The sequence below is a fragment of the Duganella sp. BJB476 genome (assembly GCF_003416895.1).
In the GTDB taxonomy this organism is placed as follows: Bacteria; Pseudomonadota; Gammaproteobacteria; order Burkholderiales; family Burkholderiaceae_D; genus Rugamonas.
This window is the reverse complement of record NZ_QVIO01000001.1, coordinates 1,096,204-1,121,139: the sequence shown is the minus strand read 5'-3', so window position 1 is coordinate 1,121,139 and position 24,936 is coordinate 1,096,204. Positions and strand designations below refer to the sequence as shown.

At 63.5% G+C, this 24,936-nt stretch carries 22 protein-coding genes; 10 read left to right on the top strand and 12 right to left on the bottom strand.

The window, feature by feature from the left end; all coding sequences use genetic code 11:
- Window positions 1-19: 19 nt before the first annotated feature.
- The 3 genes from D0T21_RS04995 (at window position 20) to D0T21_RS04985 (ending at window position 4,295) form a co-directional block, all read left to right on the top strand.
- Complete coding sequence (locus D0T21_RS04995) at window positions 20-1,504, top strand: PLP-dependent aminotransferase family protein (protein ID WP_116988878.1); 1,485 nt, start codon at window positions 20-22, stop codon at window positions 1,502-1,504.
- Window positions 1,505-1,600: 96 nt separating this feature from the next.
- Window positions 1,601-2,194, top strand: coding sequence for an undecaprenyl-diphosphatase (locus D0T21_RS04990; protein WP_116988876.1), 594 nt, complete (start codon window positions 1,601-1,603; stop codon window positions 2,192-2,194).
- Window positions 2,195-2,264: 70 nt separating this feature from the next.
- A complete protein-coding gene (locus D0T21_RS04985; RefSeq protein ID WP_116988874.1) occupies window positions 2,265-4,295 on the top strand; it encodes a glycoside hydrolase family 2 protein in 2,031 nt (676 codons plus the stop codon).
- 87 nt (window positions 4,296-4,382) lie between these two features.
- Here D0T21_RS04985 and D0T21_RS04980 read toward each other — a convergent pair whose 3' ends face one another.
- From D0T21_RS04980 to D0T21_RS04960, 4 genes are all read right to left on the bottom strand, one after another.
- On the bottom strand, window positions 4,383-4,580 hold the full coding sequence (locus D0T21_RS04980; RefSeq protein ID WP_116988872.1) for a Rid family hydrolase: 198 nt from the start codon (window positions 4,578-4,580) through the stop codon (window positions 4,383-4,385).
- Window positions 4,581-4,809: 229 nt separating this feature from the next.
- A complete protein-coding gene (locus tag D0T21_RS04970; RefSeq protein WP_116988869.1) occupies window positions 4,810-5,601 on the bottom strand; it encodes an SDR family NAD(P)-dependent oxidoreductase in 792 nt (263 codons plus the stop codon).
- 33 nt (window positions 5,602-5,634) lie between these two features.
- Window positions 5,635-6,270, bottom strand: a complete 636-nt coding sequence (locus tag D0T21_RS04965) for a response regulator transcription factor (RefSeq protein WP_229211338.1) — start codon at window positions 6,268-6,270, stop codon at window positions 5,635-5,637.
- A gap of 61 nt (window positions 6,271-6,331) precedes the next feature.
- Window positions 6,332-9,142 carry a sensor histidine kinase gene (locus tag D0T21_RS04960; protein WP_158567960.1) on the bottom strand — a complete coding sequence of 937 codons (2,811 nt, stop codon included), beginning with the start codon at window positions 9,140-9,142 and terminating at the stop codon, window positions 6,332-6,334.
- Here D0T21_RS04960 and D0T21_RS31980 point away from each other — a divergent pair.
- Together D0T21_RS31980 and D0T21_RS04955 are read left to right on the top strand one after the other, a co-directional pair.
- Window positions 9,129-9,269: a hypothetical protein gene (locus D0T21_RS31980; RefSeq protein WP_158567959.1), complete on the top strand. Its 141-nt coding sequence runs from the start codon at window positions 9,129-9,131 to the stop codon at window positions 9,267-9,269. The two genes, D0T21_RS04960 and D0T21_RS31980, sit on opposite strands and share 14 nt — an antisense overlap.
- 157 nt (window positions 9,270-9,426) lie before the next feature.
- The gene (locus D0T21_RS04955) at window positions 9,427-10,341 is read left to right on the top strand and encodes an alpha/beta fold hydrolase (protein WP_199538408.1); all 915 of its coding nucleotides are present in this window, start codon (window positions 9,427-9,429) and stop codon (window positions 10,339-10,341) included.
- A 7-nt stretch (window positions 10,342-10,348) separates the two neighbouring features.
- Here D0T21_RS04955 and D0T21_RS04950 read toward each other — a convergent pair whose 3' ends face one another.
- From D0T21_RS04950 to D0T21_RS04925, 6 genes are all read right to left on the bottom strand, one after another.
- A complete protein-coding gene (locus tag D0T21_RS04950) occupies window positions 10,349-10,894 on the bottom strand; it encodes a protein tyrosine phosphatase family protein (RefSeq protein WP_158567958.1) in 546 nt (181 codons plus the stop codon).
- Window positions 10,887-11,354: a group II truncated hemoglobin gene (locus D0T21_RS04945; RefSeq protein WP_116988860.1), complete on the bottom strand. Its 468-nt coding sequence runs from the start codon at window positions 11,352-11,354 to the stop codon at window positions 10,887-10,889. Before D0T21_RS04945 ends, D0T21_RS04950 begins: the two co-directional genes overlap by 8 nt.
- 43 nt (window positions 11,355-11,397) lie before the next feature.
- The gene (locus D0T21_RS04940) at window positions 11,398-11,613 is read right to left on the bottom strand and encodes a hypothetical protein (protein ID WP_116988858.1); all 216 of its coding nucleotides are present in this window, start codon (window positions 11,611-11,613) and stop codon (window positions 11,398-11,400) included.
- A gap of 101 nt (window positions 11,614-11,714) precedes the next feature.
- A complete protein-coding gene (locus D0T21_RS04935; protein WP_116989370.1) occupies window positions 11,715-12,050 on the bottom strand; it encodes a type II toxin-antitoxin system HicB family antitoxin in 336 nt (111 codons plus the stop codon).
- Window positions 12,051-12,052: 2 nt separating this feature from the next.
- The gene (locus D0T21_RS32355; RefSeq protein ID WP_301546317.1) at window positions 12,053-12,223 is read right to left on the bottom strand and encodes a type II toxin-antitoxin system HicA family toxin; all 171 of its coding nucleotides are present in this window, start codon (window positions 12,221-12,223) and stop codon (window positions 12,053-12,055) included.
- A gap of 391 nt (window positions 12,224-12,614) precedes the next feature.
- Window positions 12,615-14,978 carry a S53 family peptidase gene (locus D0T21_RS04925; RefSeq protein ID WP_116988854.1) on the bottom strand — a complete coding sequence of 788 codons (2,364 nt, stop codon included), beginning with the start codon at window positions 14,976-14,978 and terminating at the stop codon, window positions 12,615-12,617.
- Between the two features lie 234 nt (window positions 14,979-15,212).
- On the opposite strand from D0T21_RS04925, the gene D0T21_RS04920 reads away from it, so the two are divergent.
- The gene (locus D0T21_RS04920; protein ID WP_116988852.1) at window positions 15,213-17,390 is read left to right on the top strand and encodes a phosphocholine-specific phospholipase C; all 2,178 of its coding nucleotides are present in this window, start codon (window positions 15,213-15,215) and stop codon (window positions 17,388-17,390) included.
- 19 nt (window positions 17,391-17,409) lie between these two features.
- Window positions 17,410-18,087 carry a PEP-CTERM sorting domain-containing protein gene (locus D0T21_RS04915; RefSeq protein WP_116988850.1) on the top strand — a complete coding sequence of 226 codons (678 nt, stop codon included), beginning with the start codon at window positions 17,410-17,412 and terminating at the stop codon, window positions 18,085-18,087.
- An 83-nt stretch (window positions 18,088-18,170) separates the two neighbouring features.
- On the opposite strand, the gene guaA is transcribed toward D0T21_RS04915, so the two are convergent.
- A complete protein-coding gene (gene guaA, locus D0T21_RS04910) occupies window positions 18,171-19,781 on the bottom strand; it encodes a glutamine-hydrolyzing GMP synthase (protein ID WP_116988848.1) in 1,611 nt (536 codons plus the stop codon).
- A 69-nt stretch (window positions 19,782-19,850) separates the two neighbouring features.
- Window positions 19,851-21,323, bottom strand: coding sequence for an IMP dehydrogenase (guaB, locus tag D0T21_RS04905; protein ID WP_070271573.1), 1,473 nt, complete (start codon window positions 21,321-21,323; stop codon window positions 19,851-19,853).
- Window positions 21,324-21,723: 400 nt separating this feature from the next.
- Between guaB and D0T21_RS04900 the strand changes: the two genes are divergently transcribed.
- From D0T21_RS04900 to D0T21_RS04890, 3 genes are all read left to right on the top strand, one after another.
- Window positions 21,724-22,872, top strand: a complete 1,149-nt coding sequence (locus D0T21_RS04900; protein ID WP_116988684.1) for a choice-of-anchor J family PEP-CTERM protein — start codon at window positions 21,724-21,726, stop codon at window positions 22,870-22,872.
- Window positions 22,869-24,284, top strand: a complete 1,416-nt coding sequence (locus D0T21_RS04895) for a PA domain-containing protein (protein ID WP_116988683.1) — start codon at window positions 22,869-22,871, stop codon at window positions 24,282-24,284. Before D0T21_RS04900 ends, D0T21_RS04895 begins: the two co-directional genes overlap by 4 nt.
- Before the next feature lie 142 nt (window positions 24,285-24,426).
- On the top strand, window positions 24,427-24,930 hold the full coding sequence (locus D0T21_RS04890) for a DUF4124 domain-containing protein (RefSeq protein WP_116988682.1): 504 nt from the start codon (window positions 24,427-24,429) through the stop codon (window positions 24,928-24,930).
- Window positions 24,931-24,936 lie beyond the last annotated feature (6 nt).

Below are 24,936 nucleotides of genomic sequence, written 5' to 3'. Positions count from 1 at the left end.
GCCCACGCTATACTGGGCCATGCGCACCTTCACCGTCTCCGACTACCTGCTGCTCCATCTCGACAAAGCTCCCGGCCAGCCCCGCAACCAGCGGATCTACCAGCTGTTGCGCCAGCTCATCCTCGACCGCGTGCTGCCGGCCGACACGCGCCTGCCGTCCAGCCGCGATCTGGCGCTCCAGCTGGGCCTTTCGCGCAACACCGTCCTGTATGGCTACGAGCAGCTGCTGGCCGAAGGCTATCTGGAAACGCGCGGCAGCGGCGGCACCTACGTGACCGACACCGTGCCGATGCTCGACGGCGCGCCGCCGGCCAGCACGCGCCGCAAGCCGGCGGCGGCCAATGCGCACAGCGCCCTGTCGCAACGCGGCCGCAAGCTGGTGGCCCACGCCGGCGCCGCCCAGCAGCAATGGGGAGCTTTCGTGCCCGGCGTGCCGGACGTGACACAGTTCCCGCACAAGACCTGGAACGCGCTGCAATCGCGCATCTGGCGCAATCCGCCGGTCGCCAGCCTCACCTACGGCCATGGCGGCGGCTACCACCCCTTGCGCGAGGCGCTAGCCAACTACCTGAAGGTATCGCGTTCGGTGGACTGCACGCCGGAGCAGATCGTCATCACCGGCGGCATCCACCAGTCGATCGACATGTGCATGCGCCTGCTCAGCGATCCGGGCGACGCGGCGTGGGTGGAGGATCCCTGCTACTGGGGCGCGCGCAATATGCTGGCGGCGGCGGGTGTGGAGATCCGGCCGGTGGGCCTGGACCAGGAAGGCATCTGCCCGAAGCCGGGCCAGCTGGCGCGGCCGCCGCGCTTCATCTTCGTGACGCCGTCGCACCAGTATCCGCTGGGGACGGTGATGAGCCTGTCGCGCCGCCGCATGCTGCTGGAGTATGCGCAACGTCACGGCTGCTGGATCATCGAGGACGACTACGACAGCGAATTCCGCTACGGCGGCCGGCCGCTCGCTTCGCTGCAAGGCATGGACCGCGGGGATCGGGTGCTGTACATGGGCACCTTCAGCAAGACCATGTTTCCCGGCCTGCGGCTGGGCTACCTGGTGCTGCCGGAAGCGCTGGCGCCGGCCTTCGTGACCGGCATGGAAGAGGTGTACCGGTCCGGCCATGCACCGCTACAGGCGACCATGGCGGCGTTCATCGAGCGTGGCCATTTCAACGCCCATATCCGCCGCATGCGCCTGCTGTATGGCAGCAGGCTGGAGATATTGCAGCGGGCCATCGCCGCCGAGTTCGCACCGGAACAGGTGCACGCGGCCGGCGCCGATGCCGGCCTGCACCTGACCCTGTACCTGCCGCCGGCCTGCGACGACCGCGCGGTGGCACAAACGGCGCAGGAGATGGGCATCGCGGTGCGGCCATTGTCGGGCTACTACCATCAGCAGGCGCGCAGCCAGTCCGGGCTGGTGCTGGGCTATGCCTGCGTGGAATCGGCCCATATCGCGCCGGCGTTCGCACAGCTGGCACGGGCGATACGCGCCCACCTTTGAGCGCGCATGCAGGGCCATCAATTTTAATCAGATATTCATTCTCGGTTCCGTATCATGAGACGCGATGCAAGTCCCGCGCTAACCCTTCAGGCTCTCATGAATACATTGAACACCGAACTATTCCTTATGCTGGCCGCGCCGCCGGCGCCAGCGCCACAGATATTGACCCTGGCCATCGCACTGGCCGAGTGGGCCATCCTGGCCGTGCCGCTGCTGCTGGTGGCCGGTTGGCTGCGCGGCCGCTCCGACTGGCGCAAGGCCGCGCTGGAATCCTGCGTGGCCGCCGCCATCGCGCTCGCCCTGGCACAAGGGGCCGGCATGCTATGGCCGCACCCGCGGCCCTTCATGGCCGGCATCGCCCATGCATGGGTCGACCATGCAGCTGACGCATCCTTCCCCAGCGATCACCTGACATTGCTGTGGTCCGTGGCGCTGAGCCTGTGCCTGCATCCTGCGACCCGCCGTAGCGGCACCCTGCTGGCCTTGCTCGGCGTGCCGATCGCCTGGGCGCGCATCTACATCGGCGTCCACTATCCGGCCGACATGGCGGGCGCGTTGCTGATCGGCGCCGTCGGTGCGCTGACGGCTCGCCGCTTCGGTGCGCTGCCTGAGCTGTTCTATCCGCCGGCCGAACGGCTGTATCGCAGCGTGTTCCGGCCCTTGATCCAACGCGGCTGGGTACGCGATTAGTAATAGATTTCATTACGGGTCTGAGCAATTTCATAATTGCCGCGCGCATGGCGATTCCGCACAATGTCCCATGCGCAAATTGTTATCGATCTGGAAGTGGATCTTGCCACCGCTGCTGCTCGCGCCTGCGGCCACCCTGGCGCAAGCGCGCCTTACCCTGCCGCTGGACGGCGACTGGCAGTTCCGCAAGGCGGACCATCCAGCCTGGCAAACCGTGTCCCTGCCCCACAGCTTCAATGCCGACGACGGCGCCAGTCCCAGCTACTACCGGGGCGCCGCATGGTACCGCCGGAGCCTGACTTTGCCGCGCCAGCAGCCCGGCCGGCGCCACTACCTCGAATTCGACGGCGCCATGCTGGTGACGGATGTCTGGATCAATGGCCGGCATGCGGGCCGCCATGCCGGCGGCTTCGCCCGCTTCCGCTTCGACGTCACGCGCTGGCTGAAAACGGGACGCAATACGCTTGAAGTACGAGTCGACAACAGCATCAACCGCAACGTGCCGCCGCTGGGCGGCGACTACACCATGGCCGGCGGCCTGTACCGGCAAGTCCGGCTGGTCACGACCGGCGCCGTGCACTTCGACATGCTGGACTACGGCGGCCCCGGAGTCTATTTCAACGCCTCCGGCGTCTCATCGGCAAACGCATCGCTGCAATGGACCGCCCGCGTGGCCAACACTGGCAGCCGGACCGTGCGCACCATCGTCACTGTGCGCCTGCGCGATGCCGGGCGCCGCGTCGTCGCCACCGCGCGCAAGGCCGTCAGCCTGCCGCCGCACAGCGTGACGGCGGTTGTCCTGCGCCGCGAACTGGCGTCGCCCCGCCTGTGGCAAGGCGCGCGCGATCCCTACCTGTACACCAGCGTGGCGGAACTGAGTTCCGGTCAGCGCCTGCTCGACCAGTCGGCATTCCAGGCCGGAATGCGCGACATCCGGCTTGATCCGGTGCGCGGCCTGCTACTCAATGGCGCCCCCTATGCGGTACATGGCGTCAACGTGCACCAGACTTACTTGCCGGGCAAGGGCCCGGCCGTTACCGATGCCGACATCGATGCGGACTACCGCATCCTGTCGGACCTGGGCGTCACCGGTTTGCGCCACGCGCACTACCAGCATCCGCAACATGCGCTCGACCTGGCTGACCGGCTCGGCTGGCTGGTGTGGACGGAAATGCCGCTCAATGCGGAAGTCGATGGCGGCGCCGAATTCCTGGCCAACAGCGTGCAGCAATTGCGCGAATTGATCCGCCAGAACCGCAACCACGCCGCCGTCACGGTGTGGGGACTGGGGAACGAGATTTACAAGGTGGACGCGGCCAGCGCACGGGTACTGGCGCTGATGCAGCGCATCGCGCAGCGCGAAGATCCCGCCCGGCCCACGGTGTACGCCAATTGCTGTGTCCCGGTCGATGGGCCACAGGCGTCCCATACCGATGCCGTCGGCTCGAATGTGTACTACGGCTGGTACGACGGGGAGTTCGCCGATCTCGGCCCCTTCCTGGACGGCAACCGCATGCGCCGCCCGACCACTCCGCTTGCGGTCAGCGAGTATGGCGCGGGAGGCAGCCCGCAACAGCAGCAGGACCCGCCGCAACGCCCGCTGGCGGGCGGCCGCTGGCATCCCGAACAATACCAGGCCCTGTACCACGAAGCCGCATGGCGCCAGCTGGAAGAGCGGCCTTGGCTGTGGGGGAAATTCGTCTGGGTCGGCTTCGACTTTCCTTCCGCCGGACGCAACGAAGGCGACCAACCCGGCTTCAACGACAAGGGACTGGTCAGCTTCGACCGCACGGTGAAAAAAGATGCGTATTTCTGGTACCAGGCCAACTGGACCGACGGCGCCACCCGCCCCATGGTGTACATCACGTCGCGCCGCCATACGCAGCGCACGGCGGCCGATGTCGAAATCAAGGTGTACAGCAACCAGGCGACGGCCAGGCTGGCGGTCAACGGCGTCGATTGGGGTGAGCGGCCCGTCATCGGCCACGTCGCCACCTGGCCGGGACAGCTGGCGCCCGGTGCCAACCGCGTCAGCGTGACGGCCGGCTCGGCTGCCGATACCGTTGTGTGGGAACTGATCCCGGCGCCGTCAAGGCCTTAAGCCTGCAGCGACAGGCGGTACGTCGTGGTCGGAACAGATGTCCGGCCCCGCACCGCTGCATCCACAGCTCGTGGCGCCCAGGGACGTTCAATAGGTAGCCTGGGGCCCCGCCCAGGCGGCGATGACGTCGACGACGATCTTCGCGCCGGGCACGTGGAGCGCGCTCACTTCGGCCATCGATTCAGCCGGGTAAGGCGGCGCAAACCATAGTCGGCGCAGCGCCAGCATCTTGGGCGCGTCGTCCATCGAGGCCAGGAAAAGCGCCACCTTGATGACAAGGTTCATCGTCGACCCATTTCCAGCAATACCTTTTCCACATTCCCGAACGCCTGCCGGGCCTGCGGATCGAAATGGCCGACGGCGGCCTGGCCCGATGCGTAGATGATGTCGCCAACGTCGTCAAGCTGTGCCGCAAATGGTTCTCGCCGCCCTACTGAGTCGATACCATCGTGGAGGTATCGACCCTGTACACGCCGGTAGCCCACATCGAAATCGAAGCCCTCGCCGTTGTTTTTCAGAAGGCGCTCTTGATCACGCCGCCATCGACACGCAAGGCCGCGCCGGTGGTCGCCGACGCGAGCGGACTTGCCACGTAGGCGACGAGCGAGGCCACCTCTTGCGGCGTGCCGAAGCGTTTGATCAACGACGTAGGCCGCACATGGTCGAAGAACTCCGCTTCGACCTGCTCGAAGCTCTTGTCGGCCGAGCGCGCCATGCCTTCGACGAAGTCGCCAACGCCACGCGATTTCGTCGGGCCGGGCAGCACACTGTTGACCGTGATGCCGGTGCCGGCAACCGACTCCGCCAGTCCGCGCGACACCGCCAGTTGCGCCGTCTTGGTCATGCCGTAGTGGATCATCTCGGTGGGGATCTGCACCGCGCTTTCGCTGGAGATAAAGATGATGCGTCCCCAGTTCGCGCGCTTCATCTCCGGCAGCACCAGGCGCGCCAGGCGGACGCCGCTCAGGACATTGACGTCGAAGAATCGCCGCCAATCCTCGTCGGGTATGTCTTCAAAGGCCTTGGGTTCAAAGATGCCGAGGTTGTTGACCAGTATGCTGATGCCCGCATGACGCCGAACCACCTCCTGCGCGGCATCGGCCTGACTGAGGTCGCCCGCATAGCCCTGGACCATGCCGCCGGTCTCCGAACGGATGCGGTCCACCGCCTCATCCACGCCGGCCTGCGTCCTGCCGTTGACGATAACGCTTGCGCCTTCCTGCGCGAGCAAGTGCGCGATGGCGTAGCCGATGCCGGCCGTGCTGCCACTGACTAAGGCGATCTTGCCACCGAGTTGCAATTCCATGTCGATACTCCTTGGTTGCTTGCGAAGTGAAATCTAATTTTCCCAATACCCACGGTGCAGGGCGATCATCACGGCATGGGTGCGATCGCGCGCGTCGAGCTTTTGCAGGATGGTTTTCATGTGCGCCTTGATGGTGTCTTCGCTCAAGCCCAACCGGTCTCCTACACACCGGTTGGAATTGCCGTCCGCGACGTGGCGCAGTACTTCCAGCTCGCGCTTGCTCAGCGTATCCTGCCGGAAGTTGTTGGCCAGGCTGCTGACGACTTGGCGCGGCAGCTGCCACTGTCCTGCATGCACGGCAAGGATATAGCTGCTTAATTCAGTGCGCGCCAGGTTTTTCAGGAGATAGCCGCTGGCCCCGGCTTTCAGCCCCCGCGCCACGCGTTCATCGCCGGCGTAGGTGGTCAGGATGATGATGCGCGCCTGGGGATTCAGACTGCGGATGGCCTTGGTCGCTTCGATGCCGTTCCGTCCCGGCATTTGTACATCCATCAGCGTGATGTCGGGGCGGAAGCGCTGGTATTGCTCGATGGCGCCGTCGCCATCCCCGGCCTCCGCCACCACCGAGAATGCCGGATCGGCCGACAGCACGGCAGCTATCCCGCTGCGCAACAAGGGATGATCGTCTGCGATCATCACGCTGATCATTTCGCCTCCCCTGCTTTCCATAACAGCGCTCCCTTTATCAACTTGGACAAGCGTATCACCGGATGGTCATGTTGACATCACCCTATTGGGTATAAGCCAAGGTTGCCGGCAGCGTCAGCTGCCACTCGGTGCCGGTCTCGGCGCTACTGCGCAGCAAGAGTTTGGCGTTGATCCTTGCCGCACGCTCAGCCATGCCGCGCATGCCCCAGTGATTCTGGCGCCCGCCGTCGCTGAGGATTTCCGCGGGAATGCCGACGCCGTCATCACGCACGATACAACGGAATTCCCGCATGCCGTATTGCAGTTCCACCTCGATCCGCTGCGCCCTGGCGTGACTGCAGGCGTTGGCGATCGCCTCGATGGCGATTGCCATGGCTTCCTGGTAAATCGCGCTGTCCAACTGACGCAGCGCGCCGCACATCTTGAGCTGGATGACGTTTGCTTCGCAAAGCTGCAAGCGGGTCGCGGCGGCCAGCAGCGCGTCCGGGAAGCTGAGTTTGTCGTCGTCTTCCCCCCGCAATTCGCGGATGCGGCCGCGGCCTTCATCGACCACGTCGTCAGCCTGCTGTAGCGCATGTTCCAGTTGCATGCGCATCGCGTCCTTGGGCGGCAGTTTCATGACGGCGGCGTGGATATGCAGGATCAGGCTCTGTACCGATTGCAGCAGGGTGTCGTGCAGCTCTCGCGCAATGCGCTCGCGCTCGCTGACCCGCTCCTGCAGGCGATGCGCCATTTGCCTGGACATCCGGTTGATGTGCCAGCGATAGGCCAGATAGGCCGTCGACAGCAGCAACACCCCGCACAGGGCTTTGAACCACCAGGTTTCCGTCATGGATGGGGCGACCGTAAAGTGGGCCACGGTGTGTTGACCGGTCCATAGTCCGTTGTAATCGGAGGCGGCAACGCGAAAGTGATAATCGCCAGGCGCGAGATTGCTGTAGTACGCGTTGCGGCGGGCTCCCACGTCCTGCCAATCCGCATCCACTCCCTCCAGCCGATAACGAAACCGCACCCGCTCCGGCATCGCCAGCGAGGGAACGGTGTAATCGATCTGCAATGCCGAGACGCCGGGCGCAAATTGCGCATGCTCCTGCACCGCCTTGCCTTCTCCCGGCGGTCCGATAGTCTTGATGATGGCGGGCTGTGCCGGCGAATGCGGCAATTGCTCCCTGGGGTCTAGTCGAAACACGCCGGTCGAGCGGACTATCCACAGGAGGGAGTCGGACGACAGCACCAACGACGGCGACGGCGTAACGCGCGGCGCCGTCCCCTCCAGGCCGTCAAGCTGATCCAGGCGTTCGTACCGCACCTGGTAATCCGGGGCGCGTTTGAATTGGGCGATCTCCTCGCTGGCGATGCGGAACAGCCCTGCCGAGGCATTCAGCCACAAATCGCCGTTGTCCATTTCGACGATGCCGGAGATGCCGTCGAAGGTCTCGCCATGCAAGCCGTTGACCTGTTTGAAGCGGCCGGCTTCAAACAGCGCGAGTCCGTTGTCCCCGCCTGCCCACAGATGCCGGCCGTGCGGATGCAGCGCCATCACCAGGCCCAGCGTGAGGCCCTCGGCCGGCCCATAGCTGCGCCAGCCGGCGCCCTCGGCGTGCGCCACACTGCCGGGAAAGTAGCCCAGCCACAGCCCCAACGCATCCGAGCGGGCCATCACACTGACGTCGCCTTCGCTTCCGGTTTTTTCCCACTCGCCGTTGGACCTCCGCCGATACAGGCCCAGCTCTTGTACCGCCGCCAGCAGGTCGCCGTTCTGCTCCGCCAGCACGCTTTTGACGACCCTGTTGCCGATGGCTGCAGGTAGTTCAATTCTCCGACTGTCCTTGCCCCGGATGCGGCGCAGCGCGCCGTAGGACGAGCCCCACAGCGCGCCGTCGCTGGTTCGGGTAAAGCCGGTCAGCATATCCGCCCAGCCCTCCTGCCTGGCGGGCCACAGTGGCGTGATCCCGGCTTGGCCGGCATTGCCGACGGAAACATGGAAGCCGCCGATCCAGGCGCCGCCGCTGTCGTCGGCCATGATCGCGGCGCCGATGGCCGACTCAGGGACCTCGATTCTTTCCAGGCGCCGGCTGCGGAAACGATCTATGCCGGAGGATGTAGCGGCCCAGATATTCCCTTCCCTGTCCTCGAACATGGCGCCGACAGCAGGGCCGCTCAAGCCTTGCGGCGGCGCGGTCCGGCGGGATACGCCGTTCGCGGTCCGGTATTCAAGCCCTCCTTGAAGGCCTATCCAAAGATCGCCGCGGTGGTCGAACAGCAAGCTGGCAGGATCGCCCAGGTGCTCCCACTGCCGCGGATAGCCGCCCGGGGCCGGCCCGGCCAGCCGATTGAAACGGCCATGTCCGGCGTCCCAGCTCACCACGCTGCCATCGGGAAGATTAAACAGCACGCCGGTGCCGCTGTCGACCGGCGCCCTGGCGAACTGTTGACTGCCCGGCCGGAGGAAATAGACGCCGGTATCGCCTTGCGCCCAAAGCACACCCTGGCGGTCGCGCATCAGCGTCTTGTACTGTCCGCCGGGTACTTTCCACGAACTGGCGGGCGCTTGCCAGCGTTCGTTTTCAAGGTAATACATTCCCTGCGATGTCGCCGCCCAGACGCGGCCGTCGCCGTCCTGCTCCACACCCCAGACCGAACGACCAGGCAAGCCGTCCCGCTCGCTGTAGTTGCGGATGCTTCCATGCTGCAGCCGCGCGGCGCCGCCGGTGCGATAGCCTATCCACAGGGAGCCATCTGCAAACGCATTGACCACGCTGACATTCCTGGTCAACAAAGGCGCATTGGACGGCAAGAACTGTTCGAACTGCATGCCGTCAAAACGATACAGGCCGGTCGGACCGCCCAGCCACAGCCAGCCGTCTTTGGTCTGGGTGATGGACAAGATCATGGCCGGGGCGCCATCGCGCACGGTCCAGCTGGCGTGGTGCAGATTGATCGGCGCGGCCGAAGTGCTGTCGGCCCGGGAGCTAACGCAGCAGGAAAGAATTACCAGCAAGGAAAACACCCTGCCGTAACTCATCAATGGACTTTTCATGGAAAGCAACCGGCAATGGATGTAAATCCTGGAATTTTTTACTACCGTTAACATTGTATAGAAATAAACCACCCGATAGTGTGTATGTCCGCGCCAGTCACTTGGATATCCTGTTGGTTTAACCACGGGAGATCATCATGTTACGAACTGTCACCAGGTTGCTTTGCACGGGCTTACTGATGTTGTACGCCTTCATCGGACCAGCGCACGCGCAAGCCCCGAAGAGTAATTTTGCCGAAGTAAATGGCGTGCGGATCCACTACCTCTCCGCGGGCAAGGGCGATCCCGTGATTCTGCTGCATGGCTATACGGAGTCCAGCCACATGTGGCTGCCGCTGATCGCCCAGCTGTCGAAAGACCACCTGGTCATCGCCCCGGATTTGCGCGGCTTCGGGCAGTCCGGCCTGCCGCAGGGCCCCTACACCAAATCGGTGATGGCGCAGGACGTCCACGCGCTGGCGGTCAGCCTTGGCATCAAGTCGGCCAAGGTTGTGGGCCATGACATCGGCCTCATGGTCGCCTACGCCTATGCCGCCCAGTACCCGCAAGAGGTCAACAAGATCGTCCTGATGGATGCGTTCCTGCCAGGGGTGGGCAATTGGAAGGATGTCTGGCTGCTGCGCGACTTGTGGCATTTCCACTTCTATGGCGAGACGCCGCTGGCGCTGGTGAAAGGACGCGAACGCACTTACTTCGAACATTTCTGGAACGACTTCGCCGCCGATAAAACGAAATCGCTGAGCGAAGCGGATCGTAAATTCTACACCGCCGAATACGCCCAGCCAGGCCATATGCGTGCGGGTTTCGAAGTCTTCCGCGCCTTCAGCCAGGATGCGGAGGACTTCGCCCAGTACATGAAAACGCCGCTGACCATGCCGATGCTGGTACTCGGCGGCGAGAAGGCATCGGGCGAATTCCTGATACAGCAGGCCCGCCTGGTCGACACCAAGGTCGAAGGCGTGGTGATCAAGAACAGCGGACACTGGCTGATGGAAGAAGCCACTGCGGAGGTGGTGCCCAAGCTGGTTCAATTTTTGAAGGACCCGAAATAATTCCTCTTCAATACGGTTCAAACTGAATGCCCGCTTTTCGTAGCTGGGACACCATCAAGCTCTTCCAAGGCCCTTCCGGCGACCACACCCGCGCGACCGATTCATACGCGAGCTCGGGTTTCTCGTGAAGGACGATGGCGCGATACAGGAAGGTCATGCTGGAGGCGCGCATATTGACCTGGCAATGGACCAGGACTTTGCGATCACCCAGTCGCCGCATGGCCGCCACGAACGACTGGAAATCGGCCTCAGTGGGATTTCCGAAGCCGATAGGAATATTGATGAACTCAAGGCCCTGCCGGCGAACGATCTCCGCTTCGCCTGCAATGGCGTCCGACACGGTCGGCGGCGCCAGGTAGATGACTGCGCCAAACCCCTGCGCGGCCAGGCCTGCCAGTGCCTTGGCGCTAGGCTGGCCCGATGTGACGAGCTGGGGCGAGATCGCGACCACGTTCGGCGCCTCGATCACTACACCCGTCGCCGATGCCGTGCCACATGCCAGCAGCCCGGTGAGCAGCGTGAGCACCGCCATTGCGCGCATCGCTTTATCCACGATATGGCCCCTTGACTTCGCCCCAGCCCCACTTGGGCATGGGCCCATCGTGATCGGCTTGCGCCCCCGGTTGCGAGTTGATGACGGCCAGACGCGAACCCCACTCGAGATAGCCAACCAGCGCCGAGCGGAATTCCGGGTCGTCGGGCATGCCCAGCTCATCGGCTGTTTCCAGCAGCAGCGCGACCCAGCGGCGCCGCTGCTCCTGGGCCAGATGCCGGTTGAGATGCTGCTGAATCATATGTGGGTGCCCGCCATGCTGCTCGGAGTAGGTGGTGGGCCCGCCCAGCACCTCGGCAAGAAAGGCGGCCACGTGCGCTGGATGATCGTCACCCATATGGGCAAACACCGGGGCCAGCAAGGTATCGCGCTTGACATGCTCGTAGAAGCGCGAGGTCAGACGACGCAGGGCATCGATACCGCCCAGCCATTCGTACAGCGTAGGAATGTTTTCGGACATGCTCAACCTTTCAGATGCGGTCTAAGGCATCTAGGTTAGCAGGTCAATCAACGCGCGCGGCACATTTTGCGCATTTCACGAGTCCCGTGCGGCCTATCGTCCAACCGCACGCCCTCGCCGCAACCGCCGCCCGCTTGGCCCACTCGTCCATGGGATCATTGGCGACCTCTTCGAATTCAAAGAACGCGCGGCAGTCATGGGACTCGCACACGAGCATGAATTCACAGAACAGCATTTCTTCAAGCAAGTCATTCAACATTCCGATGGCCTTCTAAAGGTGGGACACAAAAAAACCCTGACCAGGTTTTTTTCATTTTTTTAGCAATGCGCTACTCACGCAAAATACCAAGTGCGCGCAGCTCAGGCCAGAGCCGCCTGACGTAACACGTCTTCAGCCCATTGATTCAGACTCTTTCCGTGGGCGGCAGCAGCGATGGCCGCCGCCTCGTGTATGGAAGGATCGACCCGCAGAGAGAACTTGCCGGAAAATTGTTTGCGCGGCTCGGCGCCGTCTTCAGCGCAAGCTTCGAGAAAAATCTTCAGCGAAATCCCGCCCTCCCTTTGCAGTCCTTTGACATCCTTGGCGTAGAAATCTGCCCCACCATTCAGCCCAAGAAATTCGCCCCGGAACATTTGGATTTCGGGATCGAAAGTAATCACGGCCTGGTAGCCGCCAATGGTCATTGTATTTTGCATACTCATGGCTTAACTCCGTTATCCTCGAACCATTTTCGGATGGATGCCAGCGCTCCCTTATCCGTCACCGGATCCGGATGTGGCCGGTGAAACACTCGCCGGTCGCCGAACAAGCGCACCAAAACGCGCGAACCTTCGCGCTCTTCGACACACGCCCCCAATTCGATGAACAAAGCATAGCATAATGGTAGCAGAAAATGGTATCAAGCCACACTCCCATGAGGGGGACGCCGTGGACCAGTAGCCACTTGTGGCTCGCACGATCTGTGAGCAGAAAGGTCTCAACGGTCGAGTTTACCGTCTTTTACCCAACCAGCACGGCGCAGGCGATGCGCCAGTACACGTACGTGGCCTTCAACTGATCAATTGACTCTGATTCCACGACTGTTTCTCCTCATGTTTTTGGTCAGATCATGAGTCCCAGCCGGCTTCCAGGCAATTGCAGTGCACGTGGTTTAGATTGCAAAATACCGCATTCTGTCGGCACGCCCTGCCCGCTTTCGGCCAACAAAAAACCCGCTAGTCCTTTCGGAGCAGCGGATTTTTTGTCGTCTCTAATTTCAATCAGCGCGCCGTCACCGTCATCGGGATCGTCAGCTGGGCGCTGCCTCCGGCATTATCGGTTACCACCACCTTCAATTGATAGCTGCCAGCCACCGGCGCGCTCCAGTACGGCATGATGCTCAGTCCGCTGGACTGGAACATCATGCCCAGCGGTACCCCGGAGATCGTGATCGACACCGAACTGGCGCCATTGTCCACGATGCTGATCAAGCCCGTCATCGGCTTGCCCGCCACGCCCGTCATGGCCGCGGCCGTGATCACCGGGCCACCGTTGGTGATTTGCACCGTGTACCTGGCCTGGCCGCTCAAGCCAGTCTTGCTGTCCTTGGCGGTGACGGTGACGGTGTAGATACCAGCCACCGGCTTGGCCCAGCTGACCAGGCCCGCAGTGCTGATCACCATGCCGGACGGCGCGCCGCTCAGCGTGTAGGTGACCGGATTGGCACTGCTGGCCGCCGCCGAGAACGACAACGCCACGCCCACCTTGCCGCCGATGGTGCCCGAAGTCAGCACCGGCGCCGACAACGGCGCGATGACGACGGTGTACACGCCTTGTCCGCTGAGGCCGGTCTTGCTGTCCTTGGCGGTCACAGTGATGGTGTAGGTGCCGGCCACCGGCGCTGCCCAGCTGACCACGCCGGCGCTGCTGATGCTCATGCCGGACGGCGCCCCGGTCAGTGTGTAGCTGACCGGATTGGCGGCAACGGTGGAAACCGTGAACGTCAGCGCGGTCCCGACCGTACCCTGGATGCTGGCCGAGCCCACCTGCGGCGCTGCGGCGATGGTCAGGCCCGACAGCGTCGACAACAGGCTGGACACGTTCGGCGTGCCCAGGCCGGTCAACTGATCGTAGCCGGTCTTGGCGGTGCAAGCAGCGCAGCTGCCGTCGCTGCCGGCGGTGATATCGGCAAAAGCGGATGCATAGGTACCCGGCACGCTGGCGATACCGCCGTACAGGGCCGCGTGCGGCGCGCCCATTGCCGCCTTGCCGTTCAGCGCGCGGGTGGCGTTGGCCACCGCGATCAGGCCGGCCCACTGCGGCGTCGACAGGCTGGTGCCGCCCACGCTGCCCCAGCGCACCGTGCTGCTGCCGGGCGCGATCATCGCCACGTACTGGCCGGACGACGGATCGGCATTGAAGGCGACATCGGCCACCGTGCGGCGCACGGGCGTGCCCATGCCCGGCACGGCGCTGGTCTGGTAGCTCGGCGCGGCCGTGTACAGGCTGACGCCGCCGCCGGTGCCTGACCAGGCCACTTCGGAACGCAGTCCGCTGCCACTGTAGCTGAGCGTGGTGCCACCGACCGCCAGCACATGCGGCGCTACCGCCGGCCACGACACGCCGGCGCCGGAGTCGCCGGTGGCGGCCAGATAGGTCATGCCGGTGGCGGCGAATACGCTGTCGGAGGAGACGGCACCGCTGCTTTCAGCGCCGCCAAAACTCATCGAAACGATACCCGGCCCCATCGCGTTGGCCAGCCTGGCGCCGCCCAGCAGATTGTTGTAGCTTGGATCGGCGGTTTCGATCAGCACGATGCGCGCCAGTGGCGCGGTGGCGTGCGCCCATTGCACGTCGAGGGTGATTTCGCTGGCCCAGCCGGAGTCGTACGCGGGCTGGGTCGCGGTCATGGCGCCGCCGGCGGTGCTGTACACCACGGCCAGTTCGCAGCCGCTGGTGGAGGCGGCGGCCAACGGCAGGCTGGCCGTGGGAGCGATGGTCTTGGTGGTGCAGGCCGGCAGGCCGAATTTGGTGTTGAACGCGGCCAGTTCGGCGGCCACGTTCGGGTCATGCTGGGCGTCGAGAATGTAGATGGTCTGGCCGGCGCCCAACTGGGCCGCCTGGGCCGCCGTCAATGCGCTGCCGGCCGCCGGCAGCGCCGGCAAGCCATAGGCGGCGCGGATCTGGGCCGGAGTGTAGGTCGCCACCACGCCGCCTGAGGCTGCCGGCGCCGCGGCCGCTTCCGGGCTCAGGCTGCGCATGGCTTCCAGGTGACGGCCGTGCATCGCCTGCATGGTCAGGCGGCGAGTCGAAAGGTGCTGGAATTCAGTCGGGACAGCCTGCGCGTGCACCGGCGCGGTGGCGCTGTCGGCATGGTCGTCCGGCGCCTCCAGTTCGACCGGCGCCATGTGGAACGACGGCAGCGCCATGCGGCCGGCATCTTCCGCCGGCAGCGTGCCGGGATCCAGTATCAGCGTGGTCGAGCCGGTTGCGAGCGGAGCTGCGCCCTGCACCAGACGCGGTTCAGCGGAGTTGTCCGTGCCGCCCGCGCCGCATGCGCTCAACAGGGCAGCCGTACACAGCGCGAGCGCCGGCAGCGCAACCGCAGATGCGTTGAATTTTGTTAAATATTGATCTTTCATCATCTGCCTTGGCGCCGCCATTTTATATCCATACGGAAATTATCGCACATTATTTAAGCATTGCAAGTCACCGACTAGGTGAAGTGCTATCAATTGCATGCCATGTCATCAACATTTCATCATTGTTACGTAAGTTGTTGCCTGCATGACTACAGTTTTCATGTTTCCCTGACAATCGACCTGGATCAATCAAATGCATATCTTCAAATTCGCGCTCGCAGGCACGCAGGTGCATGTATGAGCCGACGTGACTTCCTCCGCAAAATGGGCAAGTCGGCCGGCGCCAGTGCCGTGCTTGCGACGTTTCCACCGTCCATCCAGAAGGCGCTGGCCCTCCCCGCCAACCAGCGCACTCGTAGCCTGCAGGATGTTGAGCATATCGTCGTGCTGACGCAGGAGAACCGCAGTTTCGACCATTACTTTGGCACCTTGGAAGGGGTAAGGGGATTCGGTGATCCCTTTCCGATTCCGGTGATGGACCGGCAAAATCTCTTCAATCGCAAATCGGTCTTCGTGCAGCGCTCTGTCGGCGGGGCGCCGGTGCCTGGCCGGCCCAACTGGCCCCAGGGCAGCGCCATCGCGCCGTTCCGGCTCAACACGGTGCAGGACTTTCCAGTCATGCGCGTGGCCGGGACGCCACATGCCTGGCTCGACGCCCAGCTGGCGTGGGACCACGGACGTATGAATGACTGGTGCACGGTCAAGCAGAACCGCGCGATGGGCTATTACGCTGACGCCGACATTCCCTTCCAGTTCGCGCTCGCGCGTGCCTTTACCATCTGCGACCACTATCACTGCGCAACCCAGACCGGTACCAACACCAACCGGCTGTTTCTGTTCAGCGGTCACAACGATCCCCTGGCGGCTGCAGGCGGCCCTTCGACTGACAACAGCCGCGACGACTTCAATCCGGACATGTCCACCGACTACTTGTGGACCACCTATCCGGAGCGACTCGAAGCGGCGGGTATCAGCTGGCAGGTTTACCAGAACATGGCGGACAACTTCACCGATAACTCGCTGGCGGGATTCCGCTCGTTCCGCAACGCGTGGTATCGCCGGCCGGGCTATTCGCAATCCCTGCGCGATCGCGGCACCACGACGCGTGACATCGACCTGCTCAAGGCCGACGTGCTTGCCAACCGCCTGCCGCAGGTCAGCTGGGTCGTCGCGACCGCCGAAGGCTCCGAACACCCGGGTCCCTCCAGTCCTGCGTCGGGCGCCGACTACATCGCGCGCGTGCTGGACGCCCTGACCGCCAATCCTGAGAGCTGGAGCAAGACGGTCCTGATCATCAACTTCGACGAGAATGACGGCTTCTTCGACCACATGCCACCGCCGGCGGTCCCTGCGTACACGAGTTACGGCAGCAATCCGGCGCAGTCGCAGCTCGCCGGTGCGTCGACCGTCGACACGACCGGCGAGTACCATCACGTGCTCAATGGCGCCGATGCACGTACGCACCATCGCCCCTACGGTCTCGGGCCGCGCGTTCCGATGTATGTCATCTCGCCGTGGACCAAGGGCGGCTGGGTGAATTCGCAGGTCTTCGACCACACATCGGTGGTGCGTTTCATCGAGGCGCGTTTCGGTGTGCGCGAGCCGCTGATCAGCCCGTGGCGCCGTGCGGTGAGCGGCAACCTGTTGTCCTGTTTCGACTTCGCCAACCCGAACGACAACGGCTTCACGCAACTGCTGCCGGAAACGGCCGCGCGGCGTTCGATGGCGTTGAGCCTGCCAAACACCAAGGTACCCGCAACGCCGACCACCCTGACGGCACCCGTCCAGGCTGCCGGCGTGCGTCCGGCACGCGCTCTGCCCTACGAACTCCAGGTGCAGGCACAGGTGCCGGTCGGAGGCGGCCAGGTGGAGCTCAGATTCGACAACCTGGGCGAAGCCGGGGCGGTGTTTCATGTGTACGACCGCCTGGCGTTGGACCAGGTCCCGCGCCGCTATACGGTCGAACCTGGCAAACAGCTCACAGGCCGCTGGAACACTGCATCTGCCTACGATCTCTGGGTACTGGGACCGAACGGCTTTCATCGCCACATCGTTGGAGACGTGCGCGGTGATGGCAACGCTGCATGGCCGGAAATCAGCCTGCGCGCCGAACGCAGCGCCGGCGAGTTGCTCATTGACCTGGTCAACAATGGCGCACAGCCATGCACCTTCCTACTCACCGCCAACAAGTATTACGCGAGCAAGCCGTTGGAAGTGCGCGTCGTCGCACGCTCGAGGAGCGCCGTCCGGCTTCCCCTGGCATCGAGTTCCAACTGGTACGACTACAGCCTGCGTGTGGCTGGCTTGCCGGGCTGGTTGCGCCGCTTCGCCGGCCATCTGGAAAACGGCTTGCCGTCCATCAGTGACCCTGCGATGCGCGGGGCAGCGCAACTTGACCAGTACCGCGTCATTTGACTTTTATAAGGAGCTTTTCATGAAGTGCAGATTTTTCGTTGCCGCGGCCTTGTTCGCCGTGGCGTGTAGTGGCAAGGCTGACGTCATCTACGGCCAGAACCTCATAGTCAACGGCGATGCCGAAGCAGGCGTGAGCGGCTGGAGCGGCTACACGGGTTACAACATGGTTCAGTCGGTGGACTATGGCAGCAACTGGGTGCTTCCCACCCAGCCTGGCCCGGTCGATCGCGGAACCAAGATGTTCGCCGGCCTCGGGCAGTATGCTGTGGGCTCTCAGACCCTGGACTTCGGCGTGCCGACGGCCCGGAACAGTTCCTATTCCCTGAGCGGATGGCTCGGCGGCTGGGCCGCCCAGGGCGACAACGCACTGTTCTATGTGCAGTTTCTCGATGCGGCGAACAATACGATAGGAAACGCCGAGATCGGTCCCGTCACCCCGCAAGATCGCGGCAACCAGACAGGCCTGTACTACCGGGAGTCCGTGGGAATCATGCCTGCTGGCACCAGCAAGCTGTCGTTCTGGCTGTCGATGGAGCGTCTCGCTTCGAACGACAACGATGGCTACGCGGATAACCTGTCCTTCATCGCGCGGGAGATTACCAGCCCGGTACCGGAACCGGGCATGGCGTCGATGTTCTTGCTGGGCTTGGGCATGCTGGTCGGGGCGCTCCGCCGCAATACGCGCGCGCCCAAATAATCGAAAAAAGAAAAAGCCCCTGAAAATCAGGGGCTTTTTCTCATCCGTTTGCCAGGCAGCGCCAGCGGCTGCCGGCTAGGAAATCACTCCCATTCGATGGTCGCAGGCGGCTTGCCGCTGATGTCGTACACCACGCGGTTAATGCCACGCACTTCGTTAATGATGCGGTTCGACACCTTGCCCAGCAGCGCGTGCGGCAGGTGCGCCCAGTGCGCGGTCATGAAGTCCTGCGTCTGCACGGCGCGCAAGGCCACTACGTATTCGTAGGTGCGGCCGTCGCCCATCACGCCCACCGATTTCACCGGCAGGAACACGGCAAACGCTTGCGACGTCGCCTCGTACCAATTGGTCGGCACGCTGTCCTGGTCGAAACCTGGCACCACCACCGGCTCGTACGGAGTGTTGCGCAGCTCTTCGATGAAGATGGCGTCGGCGCGGCGCAGCAGGTCGGCGAAGTCCTTCTTCACTTCGCCCAGGATGCGCACGCCCAGGCCCGGGCCAGGGAACGGGTGACGGTAGACCATGTCATGCGGCAGGCCCAGCGCCACGCCCAGCTTGCGCACTTCGTCCTTGAACAGTTCGCGCAGCGGCTCGAGCAGCTTCAGCTTCATCGTCTCCGGCAGGCCGCCGACGTTGTGGTGGCTCTTGATGGTCTGGCCTTTCTTGCCCTTGCCAGCCGACTCGATCACGTCCGGGTAGATGGTGCCTTGCGCCAGCCACTTGGCGTTGACCAGCTTGCCCGACTCGACCTGGAACACTTCGACGAATTCACGGCCGATGATCTTGCGCTTCTGCTCAGGATCTGCGACGCCGGCCAGGTGGCCCATGAACTGGTCTTCGGCATCGACGCGGATGACTTTGACGCCCAGGTTCTTGGCGAACATATCCATCACCATCTTGCCTTCGTCCAGGCGCAGCAGGCCGTGGTCGACGAACACGCAGGTCAGCTGGTCGCCGATGGCGCGGTGGATCAGCGCGGCGGCCACCGACGAATCGACGCCGCCGGACAGGCCCAGGATCACTTCATCGGTGCCGACCTGGGCGCGGATTTTCTCGACCGCTTCCGAGATGTAGTCCGGCATGTTCCAGTCCGATTTACAGCCGCAGATCTCGTGCACGAAGCGGCCCAGCATGGCCTTGCCCTGCACCGTGTGGGTCACTTCCGGGTGCCATTGCACGCCGTAGAAACGCTTTTCTTCGTTGGCCATGGCCGCGATCGGGCAGCTCGGGGTGTTGCCCATCAGGACGAAGCCTGGCGGCATGTCCAGCACCTTGTCGCCGTGGCTCATCCACACTTTCAGCATGCCGTGGCCTTCGTCGGTGACGAAGTCGTTGATGCCGTCGAGCAACTTGGTGTGGCTGCGGGCGCGCACCTCGGCGTAGCCGAATTCGCGCACCAGGCCGTTCTCGACCTTGCCGCCCAGCTGGGCCGCCATGGTTTGCATGCCGTAGCAGATCCCCAGCACCGGCACGCCCAGTTCGAACACGGCGTCCGGCGCGCGCGGGGCGTCGCCTTCCAGGGTCGAGCTGTGGCTGCCCGACAGGATCACGCCGGCGGCGCCGTAGTTGCGCACGAACTCGTCGCTGACGTCATACGGGTACACTTCCGAGAACACGCCGGAGTCGCGCACGCGGCGCGCGATCAGCTGGGTGACTTGGGAGCCGAAATCGAGAATGAGGATTTTTGAGTGCATGAGTAATGTACTGGAGAGGTAAAGAATAGAAAAACGCCGGCTTAGCTAAGCCGGCGTTGCAAGGACTGTTTAGTCGCCGGAACGGTAGTTCGGCGCTTCCTTGGTGATTTGCACGTCGTGCACATGCGATTCGCGCATGCCGGCCGAGGTGATCTCGACGAACTCGGCTTTGTTACGCAGTTCGTCGATGGTGGCGCAACCGCAGTAACCCATCGATTGACGCACGCCGCCGACCAGCTGGAAGATGATCGCCAGCACGCTACCCTTGTAGGCGACGCGGCCTTCGATACCTTCAGGCACGAACTTGTCGGCCTTCATGGTGGCGTCCTGGAAATAGCGGTCGGCCGAACCGTCGGACATGGCGCCCAGCGAGCCCATGCCGCGATACGATTTGTACGAACGGCCCTGATACAGGATCACTTCGCCTGGTGCCTCTTCGGTGCCGGCAAACATGGAGCCCATCATCACGGTCGACGCGCCGGCCGCCAGGGCCTTGGAGATGTCGCCCGAGAAGCGGATGCCGCCGTCGGCGATGCACGGCACGCCGGTGCCTTCCAGCGCCTCGGCGACGTTGGAGATCGCGGTGATCTGCGGCACGCCGACGCCGGCCACGATGCGGGTGGTGCAGATCGAGCCTGGGCCGATGCCGACCTTGACCGCGTCGGCGCCGTACTCGACCAGCGCCTTGGCGGCGGCGGCGGTGGCGATGTTGCCACCGATGACGTCCACATGCGGGAACTTGGTCTTGATCCATTTCACGCGGTCGAGGATGCCTTGCGAGTGGCCGTGGGCGGTGTCGACCACCAGCACGTCGACGCCGGCGGCGACCAGCAGTTCGATCCGTTCTTCATCCTTGGCGCCCACGCCGACCGCGGCGCCGACCAGCAGCTTGCCCTGCGAGTCTTTCGACGCCAGCGGGTGCTCGGTGGATTTCTGGATGTCCTTGACGGTGATCAGGCCGCGCAGTTCGAAGGCGTCGTTGACGACCAGCACGCGCTCGAGGCGGTGCTTGTTCATCAGGCGCTTGGCTTCGTCGCGGTCGGCGCCTTCCGCGCCCTCTTTGACGAACACCAGCTTTTCACGCGGGGTCATCTTGGCGCGGGCTTCGGCGTCCAGTTCCTGCTCGAAACGCAGGTCGCGGTTGGTGATGATGCCGACCACTTCCTTGCCTTCGACGACAGGGAAGCCGGAAATGCCATATTGCTCGGTCAGCTTGATGACGTCGCGGATCTTCATGGTCGGCGGGATCGTGATCGGATCACGCAGCACGCCTGCCTCGAAACGCTTGACGCGCGCCACTTCGCGAGCCTGATCCTTGGGATTCAGGTTCTTGTGGATGATACCTATGCCGCCCTCTTGTGCCATGGCGATCGCCAGGCGGGCTTCGGTGACCGTATCCATCGCTGCGGACAGCAACGGGATGTTCAGGCTGATATTACGGGTCAGACGAGTTTTGAGGGACGTATCGGCAGGCAGAACATTCGAGTACGCGGGGACGAGAAGCACGTCATCAAACGTGAGTGCTTTTTGGAGTAGACGCATAGCATTTCCTATAGGCGCAAAAGCAGATTATACAGAAAAAGCAGTGGCCTGTCTGAAACTTCTTCGCGCTGCCGGGAGACGTCCCGCGGCGCCGATGGAATTTATTTTCCTTTCAATCTACCCTCCAGGATATGTTGTAAAAAAGCCTCTATTTTCCGACAATTTCTGCCCGCGTGGAAAACTACTGCTGTGCTAGCTAGCATGAGGCTTGGAAGCGTTTTCAGCCGGCCAGTCGTGGATATCTTATAAATAATATATATAGATAGCCAAGAAAAATTGCTGTACTTTATTAAACGTAGTCATTTGGGCCAGATGCACACAACCGTTGCTATCTGACATGTTCAACGCGCTCGCTTGCCGTAGAGAATTGTATGCAAGCAAACAATACCATTGGGGCATCATGAACTTTAATAAATACCTGATCGGACTCGCGGCCGCCGCCGCCACCAGCTCCGCTTTCGCCAGTCCTTTGTTATCCGAAGGATTCAATGACATCGGCACGCTCGCCTCCAGCGGCTGGGTGATGACCAATAATAGCAATCCCGTTGGCGCCACCAGCTGGTACCAGGGCCAGGACTTCGCCTTCCACGCCGCCCAAGGCCCAAGCGATTCCTACATCTCGGCAAACAACGGCAATACCAACTTCAGCGGCTCCATCAGCAACTGGCTGATCACCCCGGAAGTGGCCATGGCAAATGGCGAGAAGCTGAACTTTTCGTTGCGCCTGCTCGCTGAGGTAGGTGCAATCGATACCGTCGAGGTTTACTACAGCACCGCTGGCGCCAGCAGCAATGTCGGCAGCACTGCCACGTCGACCGGCGACTTCCACCTATTGCAAACCTACAGCGCCTCCACCGACAACGGCTGGAGCAACAATTCGCTGACCCTGTCTGGCCTGTCGGGCTCCACCACCGGACGCTACGCGTTCCGCTATGTCGTGGACAATACCGCGATCAATGGCGATACCATCGGCATCGACTCGGTCAACATCAGCGCCGTGCCGGAACCGACCACCGCACTGATGCTGTTGCTGGGCCTGGGCGTGGTGGCAGTCAGCCGCAAGAAACAACTGCGCCTGCTGGCACTGGCCGGCCTGTCGGCCAGCACCCTGGTGGCGCAAGCGGCCGAGCCGCAAACCGGCGCCAATGGCCTGATGAGCTTCCCGAATTCGCGCGTCGTCGTCGCGCCTGAGCTGAGCGCGACCGCCGCACCGGCAGGCGCCGGCCTGGTCGCCTATAAAGATGCAGCCACCGGCCAGCTGGTCGGCCCATCGGCCGAGCAAGCCGCCGAACTGGCCGCCGCCGCCGTGCCGACCGCCAGCGCTAGCGCCCAGGTCAGCCGCCGCGTAGCGCTGGGCGGCCGCATTGCGCCGCTGAGCACCGCTCAAGGCGGCGTCGGCCGCAAGCTGGACGACTCCACCGCCAGCTTTGCCGTCATCCATAAAGATGCCGATGGCAATCTGGTCGAATCCTGCGTCCCCGGCGAAGATGTCGCCCACCACCTGGCGCACGGCCCTAGCCTGCCTGCCGTGAAAGGAGAACAACAATGAAGCGCTTTACCCTGAACGCCCTGGCCGCTGCGGCCGCCTGCCTGTTCGCCTCCTCCAGCTTTGCTGCCGCGACCATCGTGATCGTCAACGGCGATCCGGCCAACGTCGGCTTCAATGACCCTACCGTGGTCGCTCCCGTCGGCGGCAACGCCGGCACCACGCTGGGCGTGCAGCGCCTGAACGCCTTCCAGGCCGCCGCCAACAAATGGGGCGCCACGCTGACCAGCACCACCCCGATCCGCGTGCTGGCCACCTGGGAAGCGCTGACCTGCACCTCCTCTTCGGCAGTGCTCGGCAGTGCCGGTGCCACCGAGGTGTTCCGCGACTTCGCCGGCGCACCACAAGCCGGCGCCTGGTTCGGCAAGGCCCAGACCGGCAAGCTGACCGGCGCCGATCCTGACGCCACGACCGCCGACATCCGCGCCCGCTTCAACATCAACCTGGGCAAGGCCAATTGCCTGGCCGGTTCGCCGTTCTACCTGGGCCTGGACGCCAACCACGGCAGCGCCGTCGACCTGGTGACCGTGCTGACCCATGAATTCGGCCACGGCCTGGGCTTCCAGACCTACACCAGCGGTTCGACCGGCGCGCAGCTGGACAACACCCCGAGTATCTGGGACTTCTACCTGAAGGACACCACCACCAACAAGCTGTGGAAAGACATGACGGACGCCGAGCGCGTCGCCTCGTCGCTGAAATCCGGCAAGCTGGTCTGGAACGGTCCGATCGCCAACAGCTATGTCAGCACCGTGCTGCAGCAAGGCGCGCCAGCGCTGACGCTGCTGAGCCCTGCCAGCATCGCCGGCGCCCTTCAGGTTGGCACCGCCAGCTTCGGCCCGACCCTCAGCAGCCCTGGCATGACCGGCGAGATCATGCCAGTCGTCGATACCGCGCCTAACCTCGGCCTGGCTTGCGGCGCGCTGTCGCCACTCAACGCCGCCGCCGTCAACGGCAAGATCGCACTGGTGGACCGCGGCACTTGCGCCTTCACCGTCAAAGCCAAGGCAGTGCAGGATGCCGGCGCGATCGGCGTGATCGTCGCCGACAACGCTCCGGGTTCGCCACCGCCAGGCTTGGGCGGCGCCGATCCTAGCGTCACCATTCCAGCGGTACGCATCTCGCAGGAAGACGGCATTGCGCTGAAAGTGGCCCTGGCCAAGCGCACCCGCCTGCACTCCAACGTGTTTGCCAACCTGGGCGTGAACCTGGCCTTGCGCGCAGGCGCCGATGCGGCCGGACGTTTGCTGATGTTCGCACCTAACCCGTACCAGGGTGGTTCGTCGGTATCGCACTACGACGTCAGCGCCTTCCCCAACCTGCTGATGGAACCGGCAATCAACAACGACCTGACCCACGAGGTCACGCCGCCGAACGACCTGTCCTTCCCGCTGCTGCGTGATGTAGGCTGGTAAGCAAACCCGGCGCCTGGCTGGCCGGTCCGGCAGCCAGCTCCGACAGCCCGTCGTCCACCTCGGACGGCGGGCTTTTTTCTTTACAGTTGACAGTTGCCGTAAATCATGGCGAAATCAGTGCTTGCTTTACAGGAGCATTACCATGACTGACCGTACTTTGCATTGCCTGGCCGGCGCCCTGCTGCTGGCCGTTTCCTCGCTGGCGATGGCCCAGTACATCTGGCTCGACGACAAGGGTGTCAAACAGTTGTCGGACCGCCCGCCGCCGCCCTCGGTGCCGGAGCAGCGCATCCTGAAGGCCCCCGGCAAGGCGCCGTTCAACCCCAATGCCGAGGCCGAAGCCCCGGCGGCCGACGCGGCGCCGGAAAGTCCCGTCAAGCGGCCGCCGACGCTGGCCGAGCGGAACGCCGACTTCAACAAGCGCAAAGCCGATGCCGCCGCTGCGGACAAAAAGGCCGCCGACGAGGCCAGGCAAAAGGCCGACATCGCCGCCAACTGCGACGCCGCCCGCAAGAACCAGCAAGCGCTGGCCGACGGCGTGCGCATGACCAATTACGACAGCAACGGCGAACGCGGCATCATGGACGACGCCGAACGCGCCGAAATGGCGAAAAAGAACCAAAAAGTGTTGGCTGGCTGCAAATAGCCCCTG

Excerpts from the sequence above, each read along its gene's own strand:
- D0T21_RS04990 (WP_116988876.1), top strand. The coding sequence starts at position 1,601 with ATGAATACATTGAACACCGAACTATTCCTTATGCTGGCCGCGCCGCCG.
- D0T21_RS04955 (WP_199538408.1), top strand. The coding sequence starts at position 9,427 with ATGTTACGAACTGTCACCAGGTTGCTTTGCACGGGCTTACTGATGTTG.
- D0T21_RS31980 (WP_158567959.1), top strand. The coding sequence starts at position 9,129 with ATGGACAAGATCATGGCCGGGGCGCCATCGCGCACGGTCCAGCTGGCG.
- D0T21_RS04995 (WP_116988878.1), top strand. The coding sequence starts at position 20 with ATGCGCACCTTCACCGTCTCCGACTACCTGCTGCTCCATCTCGACAAA.
- D0T21_RS04915 (WP_116988850.1), top strand. The coding sequence starts at position 17,410 with ATGAAGTGCAGATTTTTCGTTGCCGCGGCCTTGTTCGCCGTGGCGTGT.
- D0T21_RS04920 (WP_116988852.1), top strand. The coding sequence starts at position 15,213 with ATGAGCCGACGTGACTTCCTCCGCAAAATGGGCAAGTCGGCCGGCGCC.
- D0T21_RS04985 (WP_116988874.1), top strand. The coding sequence starts at position 2,265 with ATGCGCAAATTGTTATCGATCTGGAAGTGGATCTTGCCACCGCTGCTG.
- guaB (WP_070271573.1), bottom strand. The coding sequence starts at position 21,323 with ATGCGTCTACTCCAAAAAGCACTCACGTTTGATGACGTGCTTCTCGTC.
- guaA (WP_116988848.1), bottom strand. The coding sequence starts at position 19,781 with ATGCACTCAAAAATCCTCATTCTCGATTTCGGCTCCCAAGTCACCCAG.
- D0T21_RS04925 (WP_116988854.1), bottom strand. The coding sequence starts at position 14,978 with ATGATGAAAGATCAATATTTAACAAAATTCAACGCATCTGCGGTTGCG.
- D0T21_RS04945 (WP_116988860.1), bottom strand. The coding sequence starts at position 11,354 with ATGTCCGAAAACATTCCTACGCTGTACGAATGGCTGGGCGGTATCGAT.
- D0T21_RS04940 (WP_116988858.1), bottom strand. The coding sequence starts at position 11,613 with ATGTTGAATGACTTGCTTGAAGAAATGCTGTTCTGTGAATTCATGCTC.
- D0T21_RS04970 (WP_116988869.1), bottom strand. The coding sequence starts at position 5,601 with ATGGAATTGCAACTCGGTGGCAAGATCGCCTTAGTCAGTGGCAGCACG.
- D0T21_RS04900 (WP_116988684.1), top strand. The coding sequence starts at position 21,724 with ATGAACTTTAATAAATACCTGATCGGACTCGCGGCCGCCGCCGCCACC.
- D0T21_RS04965 (WP_229211338.1), bottom strand. The coding sequence starts at position 6,270 with ATGGAAAGCAGGGGAGGCGAAATGATCAGCGTGATGATCGCAGACGAT.
- D0T21_RS04895 (WP_116988683.1), top strand. The coding sequence starts at position 22,869 with ATGAAGCGCTTTACCCTGAACGCCCTGGCCGCTGCGGCCGCCTGCCTG.
- D0T21_RS04935 (WP_116989370.1), bottom strand. The coding sequence starts at position 12,050 with ATGCAAAATACAATGACCATTGGCGGCTACCAGGCCGTGATTACTTTC.
- D0T21_RS04980 (WP_116988872.1), bottom strand. The coding sequence starts at position 4,580 with ATGAACCTTGTCATCAAGGTGGCGCTTTTCCTGGCCTCGATGGACGAC.
- D0T21_RS04960 (WP_158567960.1), bottom strand. The coding sequence starts at position 9,142 with ATGATCTTGTCCATCACCCAGACCAAAGACGGCTGGCTGTGGCTGGGC.
- D0T21_RS04890 (WP_116988682.1), top strand. The coding sequence starts at position 24,427 with ATGACTGACCGTACTTTGCATTGCCTGGCCGGCGCCCTGCTGCTGGCC.